General features: G+C 63.3%; 21 protein-coding genes and 1 tRNA gene. 14 read left to right on the top strand and 8 right to left on the bottom strand.

Annotated elements, in window-relative coordinates; translation table 11 throughout:
- Positions 1–268: 268 nt before the first annotated feature.
- Entirely contained in the window at positions 269–1,462 is a 1,194-nt protein-coding gene (locus tag AC5WJ1_RS15360) for a Do family serine endopeptidase (protein WP_133093474.1), read from the bottom strand.
- A gap of 20 nt (positions 1,463–1,482) precedes the next feature.
- On the opposite strand from AC5WJ1_RS15360, the gene AC5WJ1_RS15355 reads away from it, so the two are divergent.
- Positions 1,483–2,229 (top strand): Nif3-like dinuclear metal center hexameric protein, encoded by a 747-nt coding sequence (locus tag AC5WJ1_RS15355; RefSeq protein ID WP_133093475.1) that lies wholly within the window; start codon positions 1,483–1,485, stop codon positions 2,227–2,229.
- 36 nt (positions 2,230–2,265) lie between these two features.
- Here the strand turns inward: AC5WJ1_RS15355 and AC5WJ1_RS15350 are convergent, their stop codons facing one another.
- Both AC5WJ1_RS15350 and mscL read right to left on the bottom strand, forming a co-directional pair.
- Positions 2,266–3,582: an IS4 family transposase gene (locus AC5WJ1_RS15350; RefSeq protein WP_494476172.1), complete on the bottom strand. Its 1,317-nt coding sequence runs from the start codon at positions 3,580–3,582 to the stop codon at positions 2,266–2,268.
- A gap of 113 nt (positions 3,583–3,695) precedes the next feature.
- Entirely contained in the window at positions 3,696–4,121 is a 426-nt protein-coding gene (gene mscL, locus AC5WJ1_RS15345; RefSeq protein ID WP_133093476.1) for a large conductance mechanosensitive channel protein MscL, read from the bottom strand.
- Positions 4,122–4,335: 214 nt separating this feature from the next.
- Here mscL and petA point away from each other — a divergent pair, with 214 nt between their 5' ends.
- The 6 genes from petA (at position 4,336) to AC5WJ1_RS15315 (ending at position 8,645) form a co-directional block, all read left to right on the top strand.
- Positions 4,336–4,953: a ubiquinol-cytochrome c reductase iron-sulfur subunit gene (gene petA, locus AC5WJ1_RS15340; protein WP_133093477.1), complete on the top strand. Its 618-nt coding sequence runs from the start codon at positions 4,336–4,338 to the stop codon at positions 4,951–4,953.
- A gap of 2 nt (positions 4,954–4,955) precedes the next feature.
- Complete coding sequence (locus tag AC5WJ1_RS15335; protein ID WP_133093478.1) at positions 4,956–6,359, top strand: cytochrome b; 1,404 nt, start codon at positions 4,956–4,958, stop codon at positions 6,357–6,359.
- Between the two features lie 36 nt (positions 6,360–6,395).
- Positions 6,396–7,139 carry a cytochrome c1 gene (locus tag AC5WJ1_RS15330; protein WP_133093479.1) on the top strand — a complete coding sequence of 248 codons (744 nt, stop codon included), beginning with the start codon at positions 6,396–6,398 and terminating at the stop codon, positions 7,137–7,139.
- A gap of 221 nt (positions 7,140–7,360) precedes the next feature.
- On the top strand, positions 7,361–7,972 hold the full coding sequence (locus AC5WJ1_RS15325; protein WP_010812311.1) for a glutathione S-transferase N-terminal domain-containing protein: 612 nt from the start codon (positions 7,361–7,363) through the stop codon (positions 7,970–7,972).
- 56 nt (positions 7,973–8,028) lie between these two features.
- A complete protein-coding gene (locus AC5WJ1_RS15320) occupies positions 8,029–8,517 on the top strand; it encodes a ClpXP protease specificity-enhancing factor (RefSeq protein ID WP_494476207.1) in 489 nt (162 codons plus the stop codon).
- A 52-nt stretch (positions 8,518–8,569) separates the two neighbouring features.
- Positions 8,570–8,645: transfer RNA gene (locus AC5WJ1_RS15315), tRNA-Thr, on the top strand.
- 89 nt (positions 8,646–8,734) lie between these two features.
- Here the strand turns inward: AC5WJ1_RS15315 and AC5WJ1_RS15310 are convergent.
- Both AC5WJ1_RS15310 and manD read right to left on the bottom strand, forming a co-directional pair.
- The gene (locus tag AC5WJ1_RS15310) at positions 8,735–9,769 is read right to left on the bottom strand and encodes a Zn-dependent oxidoreductase (RefSeq protein ID WP_494476546.1); all 1,035 of its coding nucleotides are present in this window, start codon (positions 9,767–9,769) and stop codon (positions 8,735–8,737) included.
- A gap of 65 nt (positions 9,770–9,834) precedes the next feature.
- Positions 9,835–11,043: a D-mannonate dehydratase ManD gene (gene manD / locus AC5WJ1_RS15305; RefSeq protein WP_434033358.1), complete on the bottom strand. Its 1,209-nt coding sequence runs from the start codon at positions 11,041–11,043 to the stop codon at positions 9,835–9,837.
- A 270-nt stretch (positions 11,044–11,313) separates the two neighbouring features.
- Between manD and AC5WJ1_RS15300 the strand changes: the two genes are divergently transcribed.
- Genes AC5WJ1_RS15300 through AC5WJ1_RS15290 form a run of 3 tightly spaced genes read left to right on the top strand, consistent with a single transcriptional unit; the run spans position 11,314 to position 15,726 of the window.
- Positions 11,314–12,777, top strand: coding sequence for a mannitol dehydrogenase family protein (locus tag AC5WJ1_RS15300; protein WP_494476545.1), 1,464 nt, complete (start codon positions 11,314–11,316; stop codon positions 12,775–12,777).
- A 21-nt stretch (positions 12,778–12,798) separates the two neighbouring features.
- The gene (locus AC5WJ1_RS15295) at positions 12,799–13,818 is read left to right on the top strand and encodes a TRAP transporter substrate-binding protein (RefSeq protein ID WP_494476206.1); all 1,020 of its coding nucleotides are present in this window, start codon (positions 12,799–12,801) and stop codon (positions 13,816–13,818) included.
- A 39-nt stretch (positions 13,819–13,857) separates the two neighbouring features.
- Positions 13,858–15,726: a TRAP transporter large permease gene (locus AC5WJ1_RS15290; protein WP_494476205.1), complete on the top strand. Its 1,869-nt coding sequence runs from the start codon at positions 13,858–13,860 to the stop codon at positions 15,724–15,726.
- A gap of 54 nt (positions 15,727–15,780) precedes the next feature.
- Here the strand turns inward: AC5WJ1_RS15290 and AC5WJ1_RS15285 are convergent, their stop codons facing one another.
- Positions 15,781–15,969 carry a DUF1484 family protein gene (locus tag AC5WJ1_RS15285; protein ID WP_133093484.1) on the bottom strand — a complete coding sequence of 63 codons (189 nt, stop codon included), beginning with the start codon at positions 15,967–15,969 and terminating at the stop codon, positions 15,781–15,783.
- Positions 15,970–16,551: 582 nt separating this feature from the next.
- On the opposite strand from AC5WJ1_RS15285, the gene AC5WJ1_RS15280 reads away from it, so the two are divergent.
- The 3 genes from AC5WJ1_RS15280 (at position 16,552) to AC5WJ1_RS15270 (ending at position 21,280) form a co-directional block, all read left to right on the top strand.
- The gene (locus AC5WJ1_RS15280; protein ID WP_494476204.1) at positions 16,552–19,281 is read left to right on the top strand and encodes a UPF0182 family membrane protein; all 2,730 of its coding nucleotides are present in this window, start codon (positions 16,552–16,554) and stop codon (positions 19,279–19,281) included.
- 371 nt (positions 19,282–19,652) lie between these two features.
- A complete protein-coding gene (locus AC5WJ1_RS15275; RefSeq protein WP_133093486.1) occupies positions 19,653–20,105 on the top strand; it encodes a PA2169 family four-helix-bundle protein in 453 nt (150 codons plus the stop codon).
- A gap of 180 nt (positions 20,106–20,285) precedes the next feature.
- Positions 20,286–21,280 (top strand): IS630 family transposase gene (locus AC5WJ1_RS15270; protein WP_464225665.1). Its coding sequence is split into 2 segments (ribosomal slippage): positions 20,286–20,751 and positions 20,751–21,280, totalling 996 coding nucleotides; the frame shifts between segments, so codons are not numbered across the junction.
- Positions 21,281–21,300: 20 nt separating this feature from the next.
- Here AC5WJ1_RS15270 and AC5WJ1_RS15265 read toward each other — a convergent pair.
- Positions 21,301–21,798, bottom strand: coding sequence for a M48 metallopeptidase family protein (locus AC5WJ1_RS15265; RefSeq protein WP_494476544.1), 498 nt, complete (start codon positions 21,796–21,798; stop codon positions 21,301–21,303).
- 49 nt (positions 21,799–21,847) lie between these two features.
- Positions 21,848–22,066 carry a hypothetical protein gene (locus AC5WJ1_RS15260; RefSeq protein ID WP_133093487.1) on the bottom strand — a complete coding sequence of 73 codons (219 nt, stop codon included), beginning with the start codon at positions 22,064–22,066 and terminating at the stop codon, positions 21,848–21,850.
- 136 nt (positions 22,067–22,202) lie between these two features.
- On the opposite strand from AC5WJ1_RS15260, the gene ettA reads away from it, so the two are divergent.
- The gene (gene ettA / locus AC5WJ1_RS15255; protein ID WP_029048366.1) at positions 22,203–23,870 is read left to right on the top strand and encodes an energy-dependent translational throttle protein EttA; all 1,668 of its coding nucleotides are present in this window, start codon (positions 22,203–22,205) and stop codon (positions 23,868–23,870) included.
- The last annotated feature ends 16 nt before the right edge of the window (positions 23,871–23,886 follow it).

The raw sequence follows: 23,886 nt of genomic DNA, 5'->3' as shown, positions 1-23,886 counted from the left end.
CGTACTATTACGCAGCAGGAGGGTCGTGGTTCGTGGCTCGGGGTTCGGGGTTCGGGCATGGGCAACGGGCTACGAGCTGAACTGGGCCGCAACGATCGGAAAAAGTGCGCGGCACTGATTCGACTTTCGCGCATTCGTTCGCTTGTCTAGCCCACCGGCAGTCGCGCCGCTGCCCGTCAACCTTCACTGGGTCAGCCCATCCTTCGCGCAATAAAAAACCCCGCCATCGCTAGCGGGGTTTTGCATCCAGGCCGGGAACGACTCGGTCTCACTCCTCCTCTTCGAACGGCATCGCCCGGCGCGGCGGAGGCGGGCGCTTGCCAATCGTTACCGTCAGTTCGGTAGGCTTGCCGCGTCGGATCACCATCATCTTGATGTCGACACCCGGCTTGAGCTGGGCGATGGCATTCAACAGCGCTGTCGTGTCGGTGATCGACGAGCCATCCACCTTGGTCAGCACATCGCCCGGCTTCACGCCGGCCTTGTCGGCCGGGCCGCCCTGGACCACCGCGGCGATCAGTGCGCCTTCCTTGGCATCGAGGCCGAACGATTCGGCGATTTCCGGCGTCATGTCCTGCGGCTCGACGCCGATCCAGCCGCGTGTGACGCTTCCGGTGGAAATTATCGACTCCATCACTTGCTTGGCCGTGGATACCGGGATCGCAAAGCCAATCCCGAGCGAGCCGCCCGAACGCGAGTAGATCGCCGTATTGATGCCCAGCAGGTTGCCCTGTGCGTCAACCAGCGCACCGCCCGAATTGCCCGGGTTGATCGCCGCGTCGGTCTGGATGAAATTCTCGAAGGTATTGATGCCGAGATGGCTCCGACCCAGCGCCGACACGATGCCCATCGTCACCGTCTGGCCCACGCCGAACGGATTGCCGATCGCCAGCACCACATCGCCGACCTTGACGTTCTCCAGCCGGCCCAGCGTGATCGCGGGCAGGTCCTTCAGCGTCACCTTGAGCACAGCCAGGTCGGTCTCGGGGTCGGAGCCGACCACCTTGGCGTTGGCCTTGCGGCCATCGGTCAGCGCGATCTCGATCTCGTCGGCGCCATCCACTACGTGGTGGTTGGTTAGAATGTAACCCTCGGCACTGACAATCACTCCTGATCCCAGGCTCGACACCGGCTCCTGCCGCTCAGGCAGGCGGTCGCCAAAGAAGAAGCGGAACCACGGATCCTCGGCCTGCGGGTTGGGCGAGCGCTTGTTGCCGTTCTTGCTGGTAAAAATATTCACCACCGCCGGCATGGCGGACTGTGCGGCTTCACTGTAAGACCCTTCGGCGGCAGGGCCGGACACGTTAGGCACGACTTCCTTGAGCGCCACGATCGGCGACCCGGATTGGACCGCGACGCGCCCCCTCTGCAGCCAATCAGGCTTGAGCGTTGCCACGACGAACCAGACCGCCAGCACGACGGTGACAGCCTGGGCAAAGAACAGCCAAAAGCGCCGCAACATATTGGAGTTTTGAGCAGGAAATGAAAACAAAAGAGCTTGAATTGTACTTGAACGACCTGTTAGAGGTTTCCCGTTACAAGGACTATTGTCCCAACGGGCTGCAAGTGCAAGGTCGACCGGAAGTCACTCACGTCGTCACCGGCGTCACGGCGAGCCTGGCACTGGTCGAGGCCGCGGCCGAAGCCGGCGCCGATGCCATCCTGGTCCATCACGGCTATTTCTGGAAAAACGAAGATGCGCGTGTGGTCGGGCAGAAGCACGCGCGTTTGAAGCGGCTGCTTGGCGCCGACATCAACCTGTTCGCCTTCCACCTGCCGCTGGACAACCATCCGGAATTCGGCAACAACGCGCAGCTCGGGCTGCAACTCGGCTTCACGCCGACCGGGCGTTTCAGCGATGACCAGCTCGGCTGGACCGGCACCTTGCCCGCGCCGATGCCGCTGTCCGCGCTGGCGGCACACGTCGGCGGCGTGCTCGGGCGCGAGCCGCTGTCAATCGGAGAGCCGGAGCAGATGATCCGCACGATCGGCTGGTGTACTGGTGGGGCGCAGGGTTATTTCGATGCGGCGGTAGCCGCGGGCGTCGATGCCTACCTCAGCGGCGAGGTCTCGGAGCAGACCACGCACCTCGCGCGCGAGAGCGGCGTGGCGTATCTGGCCGCCGGCCATCACGCCACCGAGCGCTACGGCATCCGCTCACTGGGCGAACATGTGGCGCAACGCTTCGGATTGCGGCACACATTCATCGATATTCCCAATCCTGTCTGACCCAAAACAATACGGCCCCATCGGGGCTAATGCCGTTCAGTTAAGGTCCTTTCTGAGGAACCGGACGGTGTAGCGCTTAGGCAGGGCTTTGACTTCACGGGGGCACTTACGCCCCCGTCGCTTTTGGACGATCGCCAACTGAAGTTTGGCGCGCATGCGCTGCAGGTGGGCCGGCAGCTTGCCTGGGGCCATGCCGGCTGCCCAGATCAACTCGCCCTGTATCAGGCGCAAGGCCAGCACAAAGCTCAAGTCGGTGGGCTCGGCGCGGGCCTCGAGCGCAGCCTTGGCCATCTCCAGACGCACCAGGTTGTACGCAATCAGTGCCCCCCAGATTTCCTGATGCACGCCCTCAGGCTGGCGGCTGCGCAAGGTCAGTTCGGCCCCGAGCATCGTCTGCTTCAGTTCCCGATAGCTGGTTTCGATTTCCCAACGGCGCTTGTAGCACCCAATGATGTCGGCTGCCTTGAAGCGCCGACGGTCTGTCAACGAGGTCAACAGGACGCGGTCTGAGTCCTCGTCCCGGATCGCGCGAGCTGTCCAAGTCTCTGGCAAGGCAGGATTCTTGCGGCGAGCCTGAGGCGAGACCTTCATCTGGACGATGCCATCGCCCTCGTTGCCTGAGAGCAACTCCCACTGCAGATTCTTCTTAGCGGGGATCAGGAAGTGGCGCTCGCTGCCGCCCATGCGCAAGCCCCACAGGATCTCTGCGGCCAGAAAGCCCTTGTCAAAGATCGTTAACGAATGATCCGGGATCCGCTCAATGAGCTCCTTGGCATAGAGCATCTCGTTGCGCCCATAGCAGCCAAAGGCGATATCGGCAACAAGATGGGTGGGAACAGCCGTGAGCGAGACCCCGCGGACTTGTGGATAGCTGGCGACCTTGCCGCTGGCGTAGCTCTGCGCGCCAAAGTGGAGGCGATTCTCAGGGCTATCGGCAGTGCGGAAGGTGGTCCCATCCATGGCGTAAAGCGCCAAGCCCTTCCATTTGTAGTGCGCAGCATCCTGAGCCACCCACGCCCGTGCGGTCTGCTCGAACAGCCACAACAGAGGCTTGTCTCCAAGCCGCTCGCGGGCTTGGGCGATCCCGCTCTTGCTGACACAGGCGTTGGCATCGTTGGGCAGTGCCAGGTCCAGCGTCTCCAGCACATCGGGAATCGATTGGTGCCGATAGAGCGCCAGCGCGATGACCAGCCAGACCACCTGCTCTGCTGGCAGTCGGCGCCGGCGAGCGGACGCTGTCCCCGAGGCTGCCAGCGCTTGCTCAATCCAAGCCATCGGCAGGTGCTCGCTGAGCCGGGCAAAACTGGCCGGCTCACTAAGCTCAAGGGTGGCGTGGACTTGTTCCGATAGCATCGGAACGGCAAGTTAACAGCTCGACACCTTGTTTACAACCCCTGCAAAGAAAAATGCCGTTCAGACTTAACTGAACGGCATTACCCCATCGGGGCCGTTTTATCGTTCTGGGCTCAGCGCGTCTTGAGGGCGTCGCGGATCTCGCGCAGTAGCACCACTTCTTCAGGCGGCGCGGCCGGCGGCGGGGGCGGCTCCTTCTCGCGCATCTTGTTGAACGCGCGCACCATCATGAAGATGATGAAGGCCAGGATCACAAAGTTGACAACGATAGTCAGGAAACTGCCATAGGCAAATACGGGCACACCAGCCTTCTTCAACGCGTCCAGCGTCAATGGCGTTCCAGGCGGTGGATCGGCCAGCGTGACGAACATACTAGAGAAGTCCAGCTTGCCGACGACGCGGCCCACTACCGGCATGATCAGGTCATTGACCACTGAATCCACAATTTTTCCGAATGCAGCGCCAATGATCACACCGACCGCGAGGTCGATGACGTTGCCGCGCATTGCGAAGGTCCTGAATTCCGAGACCATGCCCATGGGGGGTTCTCCTTCTTGTTGCTAGCGATGAACGGTATCAAGCTGTCAGCCTGCCGCATCACTGCCCGGAAAGCAAGTCTGGAGGCGGATTCCCGGCTTGCATGTCCGATTATCGATCAAGGACAAGGCAATTTGCGCCTATCTAGTGCGCAGATGTCTAAGGTACACTTTATGGTTGACGCAAAATCTAAATTGACTTCCCCTGGGGTTTGGAATGAGTGACCAGCAAGACGTGAAGAGCGTGGATAAAGGTCGCCGCAATTGGTTGATCGCGACATCCGTCGCTGGCGGCGTCGGAGGCGTGGCGGTAGCGGTTCCTTTCGTCAGTACCTTTGCACCATCGGAGAAAGCCAAGGCCGCGGGTGCGCCAGTCGAAGCAGATATCGGTGCGCTGAAGCCGGGCGAGATGATGACTGTCGAATGGCGCGGCAAGCCGGTCTGGATCATGAAGCGGACCGAGGAACAGCTGGCGTCGCTGAAGAAGACGGACGGCGAGGTGGCCGATCCGAATTCCGAAATTCCTTTTACCATGCAGACGCCGGATTACTGCAAGAACGAAACCCGTTCGCGCGCAGAACACAAGGACGTCCTGGTCGTGGTCGGCATCTGTTCCCACCTTGGCTGCTCGCCTTCCGGCCCCTTCGCTTCCGGTGCCAATCCCCAACTCGGCGCCGATCCCGGTTTCCTTTGCCCTTGCCACGGCTCCACGTTCGACCTGGCCGGGCGCGTCTTCAAGAACAAGCCGGCTCCGCAAAATCTCGATGTTCCCCCCTACCAATTCCTGACTGACACCAAGATCGTGATCGGCAAGGATGAGAAAGGAGAAGCCTGATCATGGCGGCCGAAAAACAAGTCAAGACGACCGGCCTGATGGGCTGGATCGACGCCCGTTTCCCGGCAACGCAACTGTGGGAAGACCACCTTTCCAAGTACTACGCGCCGAAGAACTTCAACTTCTGGTACTTCTTCGGTTCGCTGGCGCTGCTGGTGCTGGTGATTCAGATCGTCACGGGTATTTTCCTGGTGATGAACTACAAGCCGGACGGCACGCTCAACGCCGCCGGCATTCCCGTGGCCTTCGCCAGCGTGGAATACATCATGCGCGAAGTCCCGTGGGGCTGGCTGGTGCGCTACATGCATTCGACCGGCGCCTCGGCCTTCTTTGTCGTGGTCTACCTGCATATGTTCCGCGGGCTGCTGTACGGTTCGTACCGCAAGCCGCGTGAACTGGTCTGGATCTTCGGCTGCCTGATCTTCCTGTGCCTGATGGCGGAAGCCTTCATGGGCTACCTGCTGCCGTGGGGCCAGATGTCGTACTGGGGCGCGCAGGTGATCGTGAACCTTTTCTCGGCGATTCCCGTGATCGGCCAGGACCTGTCGCTGTTCATCCGCGGCGACTACGTGGTGAGCGATGCCACGCTGAACCGCTTCTTCTCGTTCCACGTCATCGCGGTGCCGCTGGTGCTGCTGGCCCTGGTGATCGCGCACATCATCGCGCTGCACGAAGTGGGCTCGAACAACCCGGACGGCGTCGAGATCAAGGCCAAGAAGGACGAGAACGGCGTGCCGCTGGATGGCATCCCCTTCCACCCGTACTACTCGGTGCACGACACGCTGGGCGTTGCCGGCTTCCTGATCATCTTCTCGGCGGTGATCTTCTTCTTCCCGGAAGTGGGCGGCTATTTCCTGGAGCATAACAACTTCTTCCCGGCTGACCCGCTGAAGACTCCGCCGCATATCGCGCCGGTCTGGTACTTCACGCCGTTCTACTCGATGCTGCGTGCCACCACGTCGAACTTCCTGCCGATCCTGTGGGTGTTCTTCGCGCTGCTGCTCGGCATGGTGTTCCTGCGCAGCAAGGACGCACGCGTCAAGATCGGTGCGATTGCCATCGCCGTGATCCTGGCCGTGGGCTTCTACTTCATCGACGCCAAGTTCTGGGGCGTGCTGGTGATGGGCGGCTCGGTCGTGATCCTGTTCTTCCTGCCGTGGCTGGACTGCTCGCCGGTCAAGTCCATCCGCTATCGTCCCGCTTTCCACAAGTCCATCCTGATCGTCTTTGTGGTGGTGTTCCTGGTGCTCGGCTATCTCGGCGTGCAACCGCCGTCGCCGGTTGGTGAGAAGGTTTCGCAGCTCGGTACGCTGCTGTACTTCGCCTTCTTCCTGACCATGCCGCTGTGGAGCCGTGCCGGCGAGTTCAAGCCGGTGCCTGAGCGTGTCACGTTCCACCCGCACTGAGCGACGCGAACCCCGACAAGAGCACAAGGACACAAGATGAAAAAGCTGCTTTCGATCATCGCGCTGGCCGGCGCCTGCTTTGCCGGCGCGCCCGCCATGGCATCAGAGGGAGGCTTCCCGCTGGAGCCGGCACCGGTGAACACTGCCGACCTGTCGTCGCTGCAGCGCGGCGCCAAGCTGTTCGTCAACTACTGCCTGAACTGCCACGGCGCATCGATGATGCGCTACAACCGGCTCAAGGACATCGGCCTCACCGACGACCAGATCCGCCAGAACCTGCTGTTCACAGCGGACAAGGTTGGCGAGACCATGACCATCGCCATGCAGCCGAAGGAAGCCAAGGCCTTCTTCGGCGCGCAACCGCCGGACCTGTCAGTGATCGCGCGTGCCCGCGGCGACGACTGGCTCTATACCTACCTGCGCACCTTCTACCGTGACGACAGCCGCGCGACGGGCTGGAACAACCTCGTGTTCCCGAGCGTCGGCATGCCGCACGTGCTGTGGGAACTGCAGGGCCAGCGCGCCGCCAAGTTTACGGAAGTGGAAGAGCATGGCGAGAAGGTGCACAAGTTCGCCGGCTTCGAGCAACTGAGCCAGGGCAAGATGAGCAAGGTCGAATATGACCAGGCCACCGCCGACCTGGTCGGCTTCCTCGACTGGATGGCAGAACCCGCGCAGAATCACCGCAAGCGCCTTGGCGTGTGGGTGCTGCTGTTCCTGGGCATATTCACCGTCTTTGCATGGCGCCTGAACGCGGCCTACTGGAAGGATGTGAAGTAAGTCTTGCTGGTGGCGGCCCGGAGGCGGGCAGCCACGCCGAAGGCCAGATGCGGACGTTGCGAAGGCAGCATCGCTCTGGCCTTTTTCATTGTGCCAGGGTGATGAAATATGCCGGGGTAAGTGGATTAAATGCCACTTATTTGCTTTTCGGTGTCCGCTTTTGGCAGAATGGCAGACCTTACCGTCCGACCCAGCTCCGGCTAAGCCCAAGGAATCCAACCATGATGGTGTTGTATTCGGGTACGACTTGCCCGTTTTCCCAACGTTGCCGCCTTGTCCTGTTCGAAAAGGGCATGGATTTTGAAATCCGCGACGTCGACCTGTTCAACAAGCCCGAAGATATTTCGGTGATGAACCCCTACGGCCAGGTACCCATCCTGGTCGAGCGCGACCTCATCCTGTATGAGTCGAACATCATCAACGAATACATCGACGAGCGCTTCCCGCACCCGCAGCTGATGCCGGCCGACCCGGTCCAGCGCGCCCGTGCCCGACTGTTCCTGTTCAATTTCGAAAAGGAACTGTTCACGCACGTGTACACGCTCGAGAACGAAAAGGGCAAGGCCGCGGAGAAGAACCACGAACGCGCCCGCGCCGCGATCCGCGACCGTTTGACGCAGCTCGCGCCGATCTTCGTCAAGAACAAGTACATGCTGGGCGAAGAGTTCTCGATGCTCGACGTCGCCATCGCGCCGCTGCTGTGGCGCCTGGACCACTACGGCATCGAGCTGTCGAAAAACGCCGCGCCGCTGTTGAAGTATGCTGAACGCATTTTCAGCCGTCCCGCGTACATCGAAGCGCTCACCCCCTCCGAGAAGGTGATGCGCCGCTAATCGGCACCGGCCCGAAGGCATCCGCCCTCGGGCCACCCGGCGCCACTGGAAGCACAATGCCTGAAACCTCCACCAAGCCTTACCTGATCCGCGCCATTTATGAGTGGTGCACGGATAACGGCTTCACGCCGTACATCGCCGTGTTCGTCGATGCCAACACCAACGTGCCGCGCGAGTTCGTCAAGAACAACGAGATCGTGCTCAACGTGAGCTTCGACGCCACTAGCGGCCTGGATATGGGTAACGAGTGGATCACCTTCAGTGCGCGCTTTGGCGGTGTCTCGCGCAAGATCGACGTTCCCGTCGAGAACGTGCTGGCCATCTACGCCCGCGAGAACGGGCAGGGCATGGCCTTCCCGGTCGAACGCAGCGTGCCGGAAACGCAGGCCGCCACCGAGCGCGAAAGCAACCCGCCGCCCAAGCTGGCCCCGGTGGAAGCCGAGACCCCGGCCACCACCGCCGACTCCGACCCGGGCGACGACGAAACGCCGCCCCCGGTGCCTCGCATCGGCGGCAAGAAGCCAGCGTTGAAGGTGGTGAAGTAAGCCATCCCCAAGTGGGCTGCGATGCAGTAGAATCGCGGTCTGCACCAGACATGCCGGCTTAGCTCATCAGGTAGAGCAGTTGATTTGTAATCATCAGGTGGCGGGTTCGAGTCCTGCAGCCGGCACCAGGAATATAAATGGCCTCCCGATTCGGGAGGCCATTTTCATTTGGGTAGTGCATTAGCAACATTCGACGATATCTAAGATTGGCGGCATATCAGGCAGGCTCGCCAAAGTCGAGCAATATCTTGCAGCTCTCGCGCGGGTTGTGTTCGGCAAGGTCCAGGGCATCGGCGACATCGTGGAAATCGATCCGATGCGTGACGATGCAGCCGGGGTCGACCAGCCCCTGGGAGATCCAGTCGATCACGGTGGTAAACATGTCGCAGTTCAGGCGCGAGGCATAGAGCGAGAGTTCCTTCCGGGTCAGCTCCAGTTGCGGAACGGCCGATGGCATCGCGGAAAAGCCCAGTATGCCGATGCGTCCTGCCGGGGCGGCAATGCGCACGGCTTCCTCCAGGATCGATGGGTGGCAGACGGCGTCGTAGATAAGTGTCGGGCCCTCTGCCACGCCGCGTTTTGCAAGGGCCTGTCCGATGTCCTCATGTGAGGTGTTGATGACGTCATCCGCATCGGCGCCGCAATGGCGGGCCAGCGCCAGCCGTTCGTCAAGGTGGTCGGTGATCAGAACCCGTGCACCGTAGACGCGCTTGAGTACTTGCAGCAGGTTCAAACCGATAGGGCCGGCGCCATAGATCAACGCGATGTCTTCGCGCAGCACGCCGGTGCGGTGGGTCATGTTTGCCGCGACGGCGAAGGGCTCGATCACCGCCGCGCTCGTCGCCGCCAGGCCAGCCGGCACCGCGTAGGCATTGCACGCCGGCACGCACGTGTATTCGCTGAAGCCGCCGTCACGGTGCACGCCGATTACCTGCATGCGGCTGCAGACGTTGCGCCGGCCAATGCGGCAGGCGTGGCATTGGCCACAACTGATGACCGGATCCACCGCCACGCGTTCGCCGATGCGCTGCGCGCTGATGCCCGCGCCGACAGCGTCGATATGACCCATGAATTCATGGCCGATAACGCGGGGATACGCTGCGAACGGATTCTTGCCGTGGAAGATGTGCAGGTCGGAGCCGCAGATGCCGGCATAGCGCACGCGCAGGCGGACTTCGCCGGGGGCGGGGGTGGGGATGGGGCTTGCGCACAAGGACAGGCCGTGGGGTTGGTTAACGACGATGCTCAACATGTTGGGTGCTGGTGGCATGGGGGACGGCATTGTGTGGAAGTGAGCGTCATCTATCGCGTGCCAGGCTACCAGTTCCACATCGCTCCATCGCGTAGCCTTGCCACAGGCAGGTAGGCACGCTCATACGGGTACCTGGCGGCCAGCGCTTCGTCGATGTCGACGCCAAGTCCAGGCACCTCGTCCATGACCAGATGGCCGTCCGCAAAGCGATAGTTGTGCGGGAACACTTCGTCGGTCAGCGCGTTGTGCGGCATCAGTTCCTGGATGCCGAAGTTCGGCGCCCACAGCCCGAAGTTGACCGCCGCCGCCATGCACACCGGCGACAGGTCGGTGGCGCCGTGGAATCCGGTGCGCACCTGGTGCATCGCGGCGAAGTCCGCGATGCGCCGCACATGCGTGATGCCGCCGGCATGGACGATGGTGGTGCGGATGAAGTCGATCAGCTGGTTGCCGATGAGGTCCTTGCAATCCCAGATCGAATTGAAGACTTCTCCTACCGCCAGCGGCGTGGTGGTGTGCTGGCGGATCAGGCGGAAGGCGTCCTGGCTTTCGGCCGGCGTGGCGTCTTCCAGCCAGAACAGGCTGAACGGCTCGAGTGCCTTGCCAAGGCGGGCCGCTTCGATCGGCGTCAGCCGGTGGTGCGCATCATGCAGCAGGTGTGGCCCGAAGCCGATGGCATCGCGCACCTTGCGGAACAGTTCCGGCGTGTGGCGCAGGTAGAGGGCAGTGTCCCACGGTTCTTCCGGCGGGAGCCCCTTCTCCGCGGGTTCATAGTGGCCGGCTTGCTTGCCCACGCCATACACCTTGGAGAGTCCCGGCACGCCGGATTGCACACGGATCGCCTTGAAGCCCTCCTCGATATGCCGGTGGACGGCATCGACGGCTTCCTCGTGGTCGCGGCCGTTGGCGTGCCCGTAGACCAGCAGCCGTTGCCGGCTCTTGCCGCCCAGCAACTGGTACACCGGCATGTTCGCCAGCTTACCGAGAATATCCCACAGCGCCATGTCGATCGCGGCGATCGCGGTCATCGTGACGGGGCCGCGCCGCCAGTAGGCGCCGCGATACAGGTATTGCCAGATGTCTTCGATGCAGCGCGGGTCGCGGCCGATGAGGCAGGGGATGACATGCGCGTCGAGGTAGGTGCTGACCGCAAGCTCGCGGCCGTTGAGCGTGGCATCGCCAAGTCCGTAGACGCCCTGGTCCGTCATCACCTTGACCGTGACAAAGTTGCGGCCCGGACAGGTGACGATGGTTTGTATCCGTTCGATCTTCAAGACGTGCTCCGGCAGTTGTGCGCTTCCCACTGCTGCGTCATCGCATGCGGGGTGCGCACGGGCATGACCGTATGGGAAGGATGCGAAGCAGGTTACCGCGCGAAGGGAGGGGCGGATACGAGCGGATTCTGCAGCGGGAAAGCGCATGGGCTGCACAAATCTTGCGAAACGGCTGCACGTCTGCAGCATTTCTCAATGGTACGTTTTGCCATGGTCAACAGCACGGATGCCACGCACGATGCCGCAATACAAACAATCGAGGGTCAGGGCATGAGGCTGGCGCAGCGTACCGTCTGCAGCGCCGACGCCGCCGTGCAACAGCCCGGCTACGAGCGCAGCCGTCTGTCGCGCGGCGTGGTGCATATCGGGCTCGGCGCCTTCCACCGCGCGCACCAGGCGCTGTACACCGAGGCAGCGATCCATGATGGCGACACGCGCTGGGGCATCGTGGGCGTCAGCTTGCGGGAACCGCGCATGGCGCGCGCGCTGACTGCGCAGGATTGCCTGTACGCGGTCATCGAGCGACAGGGTGCCGAGGCCACGGGGCGCATCGTGGGGGCGCTGGTGCAGGCCCTGTATGCGCCGCATGCACTGGAGCAGGTGATCGGCGCCATCGCCGATCCCGCCGCGTCGGTCGTAACCTGCACCGTGACTGAAAAAGGCTACCACCGGCATCCGTCGACATCCGACCTCGACACCAGCGATCCGGAAATCCGTCATGACCTGGCCCATCCCGAGGCGCCGCGCAGCACGCTCGGCGTGCTGGCGGCGGGGATACGCCGCCGGCCGTTCGGCGCGCCGCTGAGCATTGTCTGCTGCGACAACATGGCCGACAACGGCGACACGCTGCGCAAGCTGCTGACGCAGTACGCGTCGCAGGCCGATCCGGCGCTGGCCCGGCGTATCCACGATGAGGTGGCGCTGCCGAACACCATGGTCGACCGCATTGTGCCGGCCGCGACGCCAATGTCGCTGAACTGGGCGCAGCAGCGCCTCGGACTACGCGATGAAGCCGCCATTGTCTGCGAGCCGTTCACGCAATGGGTGATCGAAGACCGCTTCGCCGGAGCGCGGCCCGCGTGGGAGGCTGGCGGCGCGCTGATGACCGGTGATGTCCGGCCGTTCCAGGCCATGAAGCTGCGCATGCTGAACGGCACGCATTCGGCGATCGCCTATGCCGCGCAGTTGTGCGGCATAGAAACCGTGGCCGGGGCGATGGCCGATCCGGTTCTCGGTGCCTTCGCGCGCGGGGTGATGGAGGACCTGCATGCCACCGTCACCGCGCCGCCGGAGTACGACGTCGCCCGCTACGGCAATGCGTTGCTGTGCCGCCTGCGCAACGCGGCGATCGCGCATCACACCGCGCAGATTGCGATGGATGGCACGCAGAAGGTCCCGGTGCGCTGGCTGCCGGCCTTGCGCGAAAGCCTGGCCGCGGGCATCGAGCGGCCATGCCTGGAGCGTGCGCTGGCGCTGTGGCTCCACTATCTGCGCTGCGACATCAACGAGCGTGGCGAGCCGCTGGTCGCCAGCGATCCCGGTGCGCCGCCGCTTGCCGCAGCGCTGTGCGGCACGGACAGCGATGCGGACGCGGTGCGCCGGGCCCTGGCGCACGGCGCCGTATTTGGCGACGCCCCGTGGCCGCAGCAGTTCCGGCGCCGGCTTGCCGCACACCTGACGGTATTGCGCGAGCGCGGCGCGGCAGCACTGCTGTCCTTCCCGGCCACAACTTGAACAACAGGAGACAAGCACATCATGGCCCATCGGTTCACTCGCCGGCAGTTCGGCGCACTCGCCGCCGGCGGACTGGCGCTGGCATTGCCCGCGCGCAACGCGTTCGCCCAGAACGCCACCATCAGGCTGAAGTACGGCACGGCCTTCCCGGCCGACCATCCGGGCACGCTTCGCATCAAGGAGGCCGCCGAGGCCATTCGCCAGGACACCGGCGGCAAGGTCGACCTGCAGGTCTATCCCAATAGCCAGTTGGGCAGCGAGCCGGACATGGTCTCTCAGGTCCTCGCCGGTGCCATCGACTTCATGTCCACGGCCAGCACCAACCTGCAGACACGTGTCCCGGCCGCCAGCATCAACGGTGTGGCCTTTGCCTTCAAGGACTACGCCGCGGTGTGGGCCGCGATGGACGGCGGACTGGGCGCCTATGTCCGGGGCGCGCTGGGCAAGGTGAACCTGCACGTGTTCGAGAAGTGCCTCGACAACGGCTATCGCAACATCACCTCCGCTACCCGCCCGGTGAACACGCCAGCGGACCTGAAGGGGTTCAAGATCCGCGTCCCGGCGATCCCGCTGTGGGTCTCGATGTTCAGGATGCTGGGCGCGGCGCCGACGGTCATACCGTTCGCCGATCTCTATTCGGCGCTGCAGACACGCGTGGTGGATGGCCAGGAGACGCCGCTGTCGCTGATCCGCAGCGGCAAGCTGTATGAAGTGCAGAAGTTCTGCTCGATGACCGCGCATACCTGGGACGGCCACTTTATCTTCGGCAACGCCAGGAAATTCCAGGCACTGCCGCGCGAGGTGCAGGCTTCGCTGACGACACGCTTCACCACCGCGGCGCTGAAGCAGCGCGAGGATATCGCGCGGGTCGACGTCGAGGCGCAGGCGGAGATGACCCGGCTTGGCATCAAGTTCAACCAGCCGGATCCGGCGCCGTTCCGCAAGCTGCTGCGGGACGCGGGCTTCTACGCCGAGTGGCGCAGGAAGTTTGGCGACGAGGCATGGCAGATGCTGGAAAATTACACCGGGCCGCTGGTCTGAGGCAGGCACCATCAAGCCGACATGCAAGAGGAGACAAAGATGGAGCACACCGCCGAGACCCTGGACCGGCCCGCCAGTACCCCCTCCACGGCCAGCGCACGCTGGAGCCGCGTCCTGGCCTGCGTGGTCGAGGTTCCGGCCGCGCTGATCGTCGTGGCCGAGACCCTGATCCTCGGGGGCGGCGCGTTTGCGCGTTATGCCTTGCATGCGCCGCTGCCCTGGACGGAGGAACTCGCCGGCATCCTGTTCCTGTGGCTGGCGATGCTCGGCGCCATCATTGCCCTGCAGCGCAGCGCGCATATGCAGCTCACCACCTTCATCAGCAAGCTGCCGCCGCACCGGCGCGCATGGCTGGATGCCTGTGGCATGTGGATGGTGGTGGCGTTCCTGTTGCTGCTGGTGCGGCCGGCTTGGGAACATCTCGTCGAACACGTGGACGTGCTGACGCCGACCCTGGAGGTCAGCGAAGCCTGGCGCGCCGGGGCGGTGCTCGCCGGCACCGTGCTGATGCTCGTGACCGCCGCGATCCGCCTGCTGGAGACCGCAAGCCGCAGGCAGGTGGCCCTCAGTGGCCTGCTGGTCGGGCTAGGCGCTGGCGCGTTGTGGCTGCTCTCGCCGGTGCTGTTGGGACTGGGCAACGCCAACCTGGTGATTTTCTTCCTGCTGATGCTGGTTGGCTGCGTTGCCATCGGCGTGCCCATTGCCTTCGCTTTCGGGCTCTCCACGCTGTGCTACCTGGCGCTGTCCACGACCACGCCGCTGTCCATCATGCCGAACCGCATGCAGGAGGGCATGTCACACCTGATCCTGCTGGCGGTCCCGCTGTTCATCTTCCTCGGCGGGCTGATCGAGATGACGGGCCTGGCGCGCGCGATGATCCAGTTCCTGGTCAGCCTGATCGGGCACGTACGCGGCGGCCTGCAGTATGTGCTGCTTGGGGCGATGTACATCGTCTCGGGCATCTCCGGTTCAAAAGCTGCCGATATGGCGGCGGTCGCGCCGGCGCTGTTCCCGGAGATGAAGCAGAGCGGCGCGAAGGATGGCGACCTGATCGGCCTGCTGTCGGCGTCCGGTGCGATGTCGGAAACGATTCCACCCAGCATCGTGCTGATCACGGTGGGGTCGGTCACGGGCGTGTCGATCACCTCGCTATTCATTGGCGGGTTGATGCCGGCGCTGGTCGGCCTGGCGATGATGGCACTGGTGGTCTGGTGGCAGACGCGCAAGGAGGACAGGGGCGGCATGGTGCGGCCATCGAGCAGGACGTTGCTGAGATTGCTGGTGGTGGCCCTGCCGGCGCTGGCGCTGCCGGTCATCATTCGCACGGCGGTGGTGGAGGGCGTGGCCACTGCCACCGAGGTATCGACCATCGGCATCTTCTATACGGTGCTGGCCGGCTTGCTGGTGTACCGGCAGTTCGAACTCCGGCGCATTTATCCGATCCTGCTCGATACCGCGGCGTTGTCCGGTGCGATCCTGCTGATCGTGGGCTGTGCCACCACCATGGCGTGGGCACTGACGCAGTCCGGGTTTGCGGAGGACCTGGTCAGCATCATGTCCGCTGTGCCGGGCGGAAAGACTGGCTTCCTGCTGGTGTCGGCGCTGGCTTTTGTGATCCTGGGCAGTTTGCTGGAAGGCATCCCGGCCATCGTGCTGTTCGGGCCGTTGCTGTTTCCGATTGCCAGGCTGGTCGGCGTGCATGAGGTGCACTACGCCATGGTGGTGATCTTCGCCATGGGGCTGGGCTTGTTCGCGCCGCCGTTCGGCGTGGGCTTCTATGCCGCCTGCGCCATCGGGCGCGTGTCGCCGGACGTTGCCATGCCGCGGGTCTGGCCGCATATGGCGGCATTGGCCGTTGCGCTGTTGCTGCTGACGCTGGTGCCGTGGTTCTCGATCGGGTTCCTGTGAGGGAGGCTTCCCGGCGTCGCAGTCATCAGCGCTTTTGCCGGGAAGCCATTCCCGCTATGCTGCAAGCAACTCATCGGCCAACACACCTTCCAGCTGCGTCTTCACCAGCGCCAACAAGCAAAACCCACTAAAGCAGGCTTCTGACCGCTCACTATGCTGTTCTAGCAGTGCGAGCACGCCTTCCAACCCAGCCAACACCGCCCCAAGGCTGTACTGCAACGTGGACAAATGAATTTCCGACATAGGACCTCCCATCGTTTGATGAAGGTCTGCCGCACAGCCGTGAAGGGGGCGGCAGGCCCGACAGCGAGGGTGGAACTCCGGTGCATACACTAAGCCGGCCAGCCTTGCGGCTGCCTCGTGTCGGCCCGCCATGGATGACAAGCGCGTACGCGAAAACAGGCGGCGTCAAGGACGCCGGCCTGTAATGTTTGCACTCGGGGTTCCACGCCCGGTCATCGTTGTGTGCGATGACGGTGCCAGTCTCTCGCGCCGCTATCAACAGCGCGATAAGACACTTCGCATTCCCATACGGACGCCGCATCCTGCCTGAGCGCAATCGGCCAGCAAATAGCCAAACGCCGAAACACCCTCGCTCATCTTCCGATTTGTACTGCGCGTCCTTGTACGTGGGCAGAAAGTCGAAGACGGGCACATCGCGGAGTCAGCCGGCGCGCTGGCGTCTTTTGCATGGCCTCCTGCGAGTGCAGGGCTCGCTGTCCCCCGATCGCCTCGCCTACAATGAATCAGACTGCACAATTCGACCCGGACCCATCGCACAGGCAAGCAGGTCACGGACGACAGTGCGGCAAAGGAGCATGATCGATGCGCTCGCCAGCGATGGATGCCACGCGCCTGAGACGCCTCGCGACCTGGGTAGTGGCCGTCATCGTCGCGCTGGTCGCTGCCGGGCGCGTCAGCGACCTCATCGTTGACTGGCTGTGGTTTACCTCCGCTGGCTACGCCGGGGTTTTCCGCACGATATTCACGACCCAGGCGCTGCTGTTGCTTGCCGTCTTCGGCGTGTCGGCGGGTGCGATCTGGGTATCGGGCTGGCTGGCGCACCGCTGCGCGAGGCAGGCGCAGGCCTGGACGCCGGAGGCCCGGGGCGAACCGGTCGGCGAGATGGCGATGCGCCTGCCCTGGCGCGCCGCCATTGCCGGCGTTGCCGTCTTTGTAGGGCTGCTGATGGCCGTCGGAGAGCTGTCGAGCTGGGACACTGCGCTGCGCTACATCAATCAGGTTCCATTCGGAAAGTCCGATCCGATCTTCGGCAAGGACATCGGCTTCTACTTCTTCTCGCTGCCTGCGTATCTGGCACTCAGGAACTGGCTGCTCCTGCTGCTGGGCTGCTGCGCAGTGATTGCCGGCGCGGTCTATGGGTTGCGCGGCGATATCGCGTTGGTCCAGCCGCCGCGCGGGCTTTCAGCGGCGGCCGCTATCCATGCTGCCGCGTTGCTGGGCTTGTTCTTCGCGTTGCAGGCGTGGTCCTACTGGCTTGACCGCTACCTTTTGCTCTATGGCGATAACGGCGTCGTGGTCGGCGCGAGCTATACCGACATCCATGTGGGGCTGCCGGTCCTGTGGCTGCAGTGCAGCCTGTCTGCCGCGGCTGCCGCCGCTTCATGGGCCTATCTGCGCTGGCGGGACTACCGGGTGCCTGCGGCCGGGGCAATCCTGGTGGCCGGCAGCGCGTTCCTGCTCGGCACGGTCTATCCGGCGCTGTTCCAGCGATTCTATGTCAAGCCCAACGAACTGCAACTGGAGACGCCGTACCTCGAACACAATATCGCGCTGACACGTGAGGCCTATGGCGTAACGCAGATCGAGGCAAAGCCGTTCCCGGTCGAACAGAACCTGAATCTTGCCTCACTCCAGGCCAATCGCCCGACCATCGACAATATCCGCCTGTGGGACCTGCAGCCGCTGCGCGATACCTATGCGCAGCTGCAGGAGATCAGGACCTATTACAAGTTCCTCGCGACGGATATCGACCGCTACCAACTCGACGCCGGTTACCAGCAGGTCATGCTGTCGGCGCGGGAGCTGGAGCCGGCGCTGATCCCGCCCAATGCCCAGACCTGGGTGAACCTGCATCTCTTGTTCACCCATGGCAATGGCGTGGTCATGTCGCCGGTCACCGAGAAATCCGCCGAAGGCCTGCCCTTGCTCTATCTGCATGACATTCCACCGCTCTCCGACGGCGGCCCGGTCATCCACGAGCCGCGCCTCTACTTCGGAGAAGGCGGCAAAGGCTATGTCATCGTCAACGGCAGTGCGCCCGAGTTCGACTACCCCAAGGGCAAGGACAACGTCTATACGGCCTACCGCGGGCGCGACGGCATCGACGTCGGCAGCCTGGCGCGCCGGGTCCTGTTTGCCTGGCAGCTCGACGATCCCAATATCCTGCTGAGCGGCTACATCACGCCGCAGAGCCGCATCCTGCTCCATCGCAACATCCGGGACCGGGTGCGCACGATTGCCCCGTTCCTCATCCTCGACCGCGACCCCTATATCGTGGCAAGCGACGGGCGCCTTTACTGGATCCAGGACGCCTACACCACCAGCCGCTGGTTCCCTTACTCGCAGCCTGGCACCGGCGACGGCGACAACTACATCCGCAACGCAGTCAAGGTAGTGATCGATGCCTACAACGGCACGGTGGACTTCTACGTCAGCGACCCCGCTGATCCAATCCTGCGGGTGTACCAGCGCATCTTCCCGGGCATGTTCAGGCCGCTGGGCGCAATGCCGCGGGACCTGCAGCGGCATATCCGCTACCCGGAAGACCTGTTCCTGGTCCAGGCGCAGATCTACCGCGCCTACCACATGGAAGCGGCGGAAGTCTTCTATAACCGCGAGGATCTCTGGGAGTTCCCGCGCCAGTTGTCGGGCATGAGCGCAGGGAACACGCCCGCCGAGCGGATGATGCCCTACTACATGATCCTGCGGCTGCCTGAGGAAGCGAGCGCCGAGTTCGTGCTCATGCTGCCGATGGTGCCCAGCCAGCGCGAGAACATGATCGCGTGGCTCGCGGCGCGCTCCGATCCGCCCAACTACGGCAAGCTTGTCGCCTACACCTTCCCCAAGGAGAAGCTGGTCTACGGGCCGTTCCAGATCGAGGCGCGCATCCAGCAGAATACCGAGATCTCGCAGCAGATTTCGCTGTGGAACCAGATGGGCTCGCGCGTCATCCGCGGCCATCTGCAGGTCGTGCCGATCGAGAATTCCATCCTCTATGTCTCGCCGCTCTACCTGCGCGCGGAGTCCGGCCAGTTACCCGAACTGAAGCGGGTGATCGCCGCCTATGGTGATCGCGTGGCCATGGAGGACACCCTGGGCGCGGCCCTTGCGGCCCTTTTCGGGGGATCCGCCCCGGTGGCGATATTTGAGCAGGGCGCTGCGAACACCCGTGCGCGCGAGGCACTCGCGCACTATGACCGCGCCATCGAGCGCCTGAAAGCAGGGGACTGGGCCGGCTTCGGCGCGGAACTCGATGCCTTGCGGCCGCTGCTTGAGGCGCTCGGGGGCGGGGGTGCCGACAGGCAAAGGTGAACGGCCCGTCTAAGGCTCCGCTGTCGCCGCCCTCTGGGGGAGGGGGGCGCTGCACGAGGGCCGGCCAGAGTGCGCCGGGCTGAAGGTGTGGATGGCGCATGATCCGCTTGTACTCCTGCTGCCGCTCAAGCATAGCCCCTTGGGATCGTGGCGCCGGCGCCATCCCGCCGGGCTTCAGCCATCTCCTATCATGTAGTCACGCCTTACCTCTGAACGAGCAGGCAAACGGGGCCCGGCGCGAACCAGCTGATTCATGTCGATGGCGTCTGCGACGCCGCTCTCACGGCCGGTTACGCGGCGGCGGTTCCTCCTTTGGCTTACCTGGCGGCGCCAAAGCTGCGCGTCGCCTGAATGCGTGTTGGGAGAATGCCATGGGCGACAACCAGCAACAAACTGTCTTGGCGCTGAACCAGCTGATCGAAGCTGGCAAGGACAGCGAACTGGCCTGCATGAGCGGTGCCGGTGAAGTGCGCGATGCACAGCTTCGCGACATCCTGACCGCTACGGCGGACACCTACCGGGCGTCGGTGAAGGAATTGCAATCGATGGTCAGTGCCATGGGCGGCCGGCCGACCGACCGGGGCACCATGAATGGCACGCTGTTCCGTGGCTGGATGGCGTTCCGTCACATGCTGCAGCCAAACAACGACGACGCCGTGCTGGGAATGTGCGAGCACGAGGAAGATGCCGCCAGGCGCGAGTATCAGTCCGTCATGATGAAGACACTGCCACCCGATGCCAGCGCGACACTTCAGCGCCAATATGACGCGTTGAAGCGGCAGCATGAGCGGATACATGCCATGCGCGGCATGCAGGTTCATTGAGGGCTCGCAGTCACACCAAGCGGAGGTGCATTACCGCCGCGTTGCCGGCGGTAATGCGACTTCGCCAATCCGGCCGACGATTCGCGAAGAAGCTGTAACTATTGAGATTTACAAAAAACATGACAACGGATTCAGGGCTGGCGCGTTTCATCTCTAACGGGTTGATTGGAGATACGCGCCGTGTCGAAGAAGCCGTTAGACGATGCAACGAAGAAGCGCTTGCGAGCTGGTCGGATGCTGTTGGCTGGCAAGCGACCAGCCGAGGTGGCATTGGCCGTGGGGGTAGCCCGACAAACGGTGTACACGTGGAAAGCTCTGCTCGATGAAGGCGGAATTGATGCGCTACGGGCTGTGCCAGGTCGAGGCCGCCCAGCCAAGCTCGAGCCGGAGCAATTGGCCGAATTGCGCGGGGCGTTGCTGCAAAGCCCGACTGCGCATGGCTTTGGGACCGAGCTATGGACACTCAAGCGCGTCGGCTCGCTCATCAAGCGGACGTATGGCGTCGAGTTCAGCCAAACGCAGATCTGGCGCATTCTTGGGGCGTTGGGTTTCAGCGCGCAAAAGCCAGATCGTCGCGCGATCGAGCGAGACGAAGACGCGGTGCGCCACTGGAAGCGCCACACTTGGCCTGCGCTTAAAAAAAAGCCCAGCGCGAAGGCCGATTGATTGTCTTTATCGACGAGACTGGCATCAGCGAGCGGCCCACGCGTGTGCGCACCTGGGCGCCGAAGGGGCAAACACCCATCATCCAGTTTCATTTCAACTGGAACCATGTGTCGGCGATCGCCGGCCTGAGTCGCACCAACTACCTGTTTCGGCTGTACGAAGGCAGCGTCAAGAAAGAACAGGTGGTCGAGTTTCTTAAGGCGCTCAAAGCGCATCTGAAGCAGCCGTTGCTGATCATCTGGGATGGGGCCAGGCCCCATCGCGCCGCAATGGTCCGCGAATATCTGGATTCTCTCGAGGGACATATTCATATGACCTTCCTGCCACCGTACTGCCCTGAGCTCAACCCAGTTGAGTACCTGTGGGCATGGCTCAAGCGTCACGCGATTGCGAACTTCTGCCCCGACAACCTCAACGAGTTGCATACCGTCGCCCGCAACAAGCTCAAAAGCGCTCAACACCGGCCTTCGATCATCGCCGCGTGCTGGGTTCAGGCAACGTTGTGGTGATGTCATGATTTACGGAAAGATCAATAGCTTCCCGCCTTGTCCAGTTCGCGCCACGCCAGCCACAGGCGCGTGTCGAATTCCAGCTGGTGGTAGCGCGGCTCCATGTGTTCGCAGAGCCGGTAGAAGGCCTTGTTGTGGTCGCTCTCCTTTAAGTGCGAGAGCTCGTGCACGACGATCATGCGCAGGAATTCCGTCGGCGCTTCCTTGAACAGCGACGCCACGCGGATTTCCTTCTTGGCTTTCAGCTTGCCGCCCTGCACGCGCGAGATCGCGGTGTGCAGGCCCAAGGCCTTGTGCGCCGAGTCGAGCGTGGCATCGAAGCCGACCTTATGCAGCGGCGGCGCGCTGCGCAAAAATTCCTGCTTCAGTTCGGTGGCGTAGTCGTACAGCGCGCGATCGGTCTGCACGGTATGGCGGCCGGGATAGCGGCGGGCGAGGTGGTCGCCCAGGCGGCCGGCGGCGGCGAGTTCGCGCACCTGGTCGAGCACTTCGGGCGGATAGCCGCCCAGGAAGCGCATCGGGTCCTTGCCGGCGGGGCGCCAGGTTTCCGTCACTGCTGCAGCCTGCTTAGTGGTGATGGTGATGCATCCAGCTGTTGTCCAGCGAGTTCACGAAGGACTCGACTGCGTCCTTGTCGCCGGTGGCGTGGCGCATCATCTCGCCGCACTTGCAGAAGCCCTGGTACGGAGTGATGTGCGAGCACGCGGACGTCTTCTGCAGGTACAGGGTGACGGGTTTCGCGCACTTCTTGCACTTGAACTTCAGGGTCAGGGCGGGTCTGCTCATGGCGATGGCTCGGAAAATCAGCGGAAAGTCGAACCTGCGATTGTACCGGCGGGGGCCAAAGCTGGCTGGAGCCGGCTGCGCGCCCCGGCGTGCCTGATACACTCCCGCCATCCCGCACCAATACCAACACGCACCCATGGCACAGTACGTTTTCACCATGAACCGCGTGGGCAAGATCGTTCCGCCCAAGCGTCACATCCTGAAGGACATCTCGCTGTCGTTCTTCCCCGGCGCCAAGATCGGCGTGCTGGGCCTGAACGGCTCGGGCAAGTCCACGCTGCTCAAGATCATGGCCGGCCTCGACAAGGAGATCGAGGGCGAGGCCACGCCGATGCCGAACCTGAACATCGGCTACCTGCCGCAGGAGCCGCAGCTCGATCCCGAGCAGACCGTGCGCGAATCGGTGGAGGCGGCGCTGGGCGGCGTGTTCGAGGCGCGCAAGAAGCTCGATGAGATCTACGCCGCCTATGCCGAGCCGGACGCCGACTTCGACGCGCTTGCCGCCGACCAGGCCAAGTACGAAGCCATCCTGGCCGCCAGCGATGGCAACAACGTCGAGCTGCAGCTGGAGATCGCCGCCGACGCGCTGCGCCTGCCGCCGTGGGACGCGAAGATCGGCCACCTGTCCGGCGGTGAAAAGCGCCGCGTGGCGCTGTGCCGCCTGCTGCTGTCGCGCCCCGACATGCTGTTGCTCGACGAACCGACCAACCACCTGGATGCCGAGTCGGTCGACTGGCTGGAACAGTTCCTGACGCGCTTCCCGGGCACCGTGGTGGCCGTGACCCACGACCGCTACTTCCTCGACAACGCCGCCGAGTGGATCCTGGAGCTGGACCGCGGGCAGGGCATCCCCTGGAAGGGCAACTACAGCTCGTGGCTGGACCAGAAGGAAGCGCGCCTGAAGCAGGAAGAGGCCAGCGAGTCGGCGCGCCAGAAGGCCCTGCACAAGGAACTGGAGTGGGTGCGCCAGAACCCCAAGGGCCGCCAGGCCAAGTCCAAGGCGCGCCTGGCCCGCTTTGACGAGCTCAACAGCCAGGAATACCAGAAGCGCAACGAAACCCAGGAAATCTTCATCCCGGTCGGTGAGCGCCTGGGTAACGAAGTGATCGAGTTCGACAACGTCAGCAAGGGTTTCGGCGACCGCATGCTGATCGAAAACCTGAGCTTCAAGGTGCCGCCGGGCGCCATTGTCGGCATCATCGGTCCGAACGGCGCCGGCAAGTCGACGTTCTTCAAGATGCTCACCGGCAAGGAACAGCCGGACAGCGGCGAAATCAAGATCGGGCCGACCGTGAAGATGGCGTTTGTCGACCAGAGCCGCGATGCGCTGGACGGCACCAAGACCGTATTCGAGGAAATCTCCGGCGGCGCCGACGTGCTGACCGTTGGCCGTTACGAAACCCCGTCGCGCGCCTATATCGGCCGCTTCAATTTCAAGGGCGGCGACCAGCAAAAGCAGGTCGGCACGCTGTCGGGTGGCGAACGCGGCCGCCTGCACATGGCCAAGACGCTGATCGCCGGCGGCAACGTACTGCTGCTGGACGAGCCGTCGAACGACCTCGACGTGGAAACGCTGCGCGCTCTGGAAGATGCGCTGCTGGAGTTCGCCGGCTGCGTAATGGTGATCTCGCACGATCGCTGGTTCCTGGACCGGATCGCGACGCACATCCTGGCGTTCGAGGGCGACTCGCATGTGGAGTTCTTCCCGGGCAATTACCAGGAATACGAGGCGGACAAGAAGAAGCGGCTGGGTGAAGAAGGGGCCAAGCCGAAGCGGATTCGGTACAAGCCGATTGCGCGGTAAGGTACTGCTGAGTGTG

The sequence above is a fragment of the Cupriavidus sp. MEYA8 genome (genome assembly GCF_059278825.1).
Note: the sequence above shows the minus strand (reverse complement) of the source record. Positions and strands in the feature narration are given on the sequence as shown.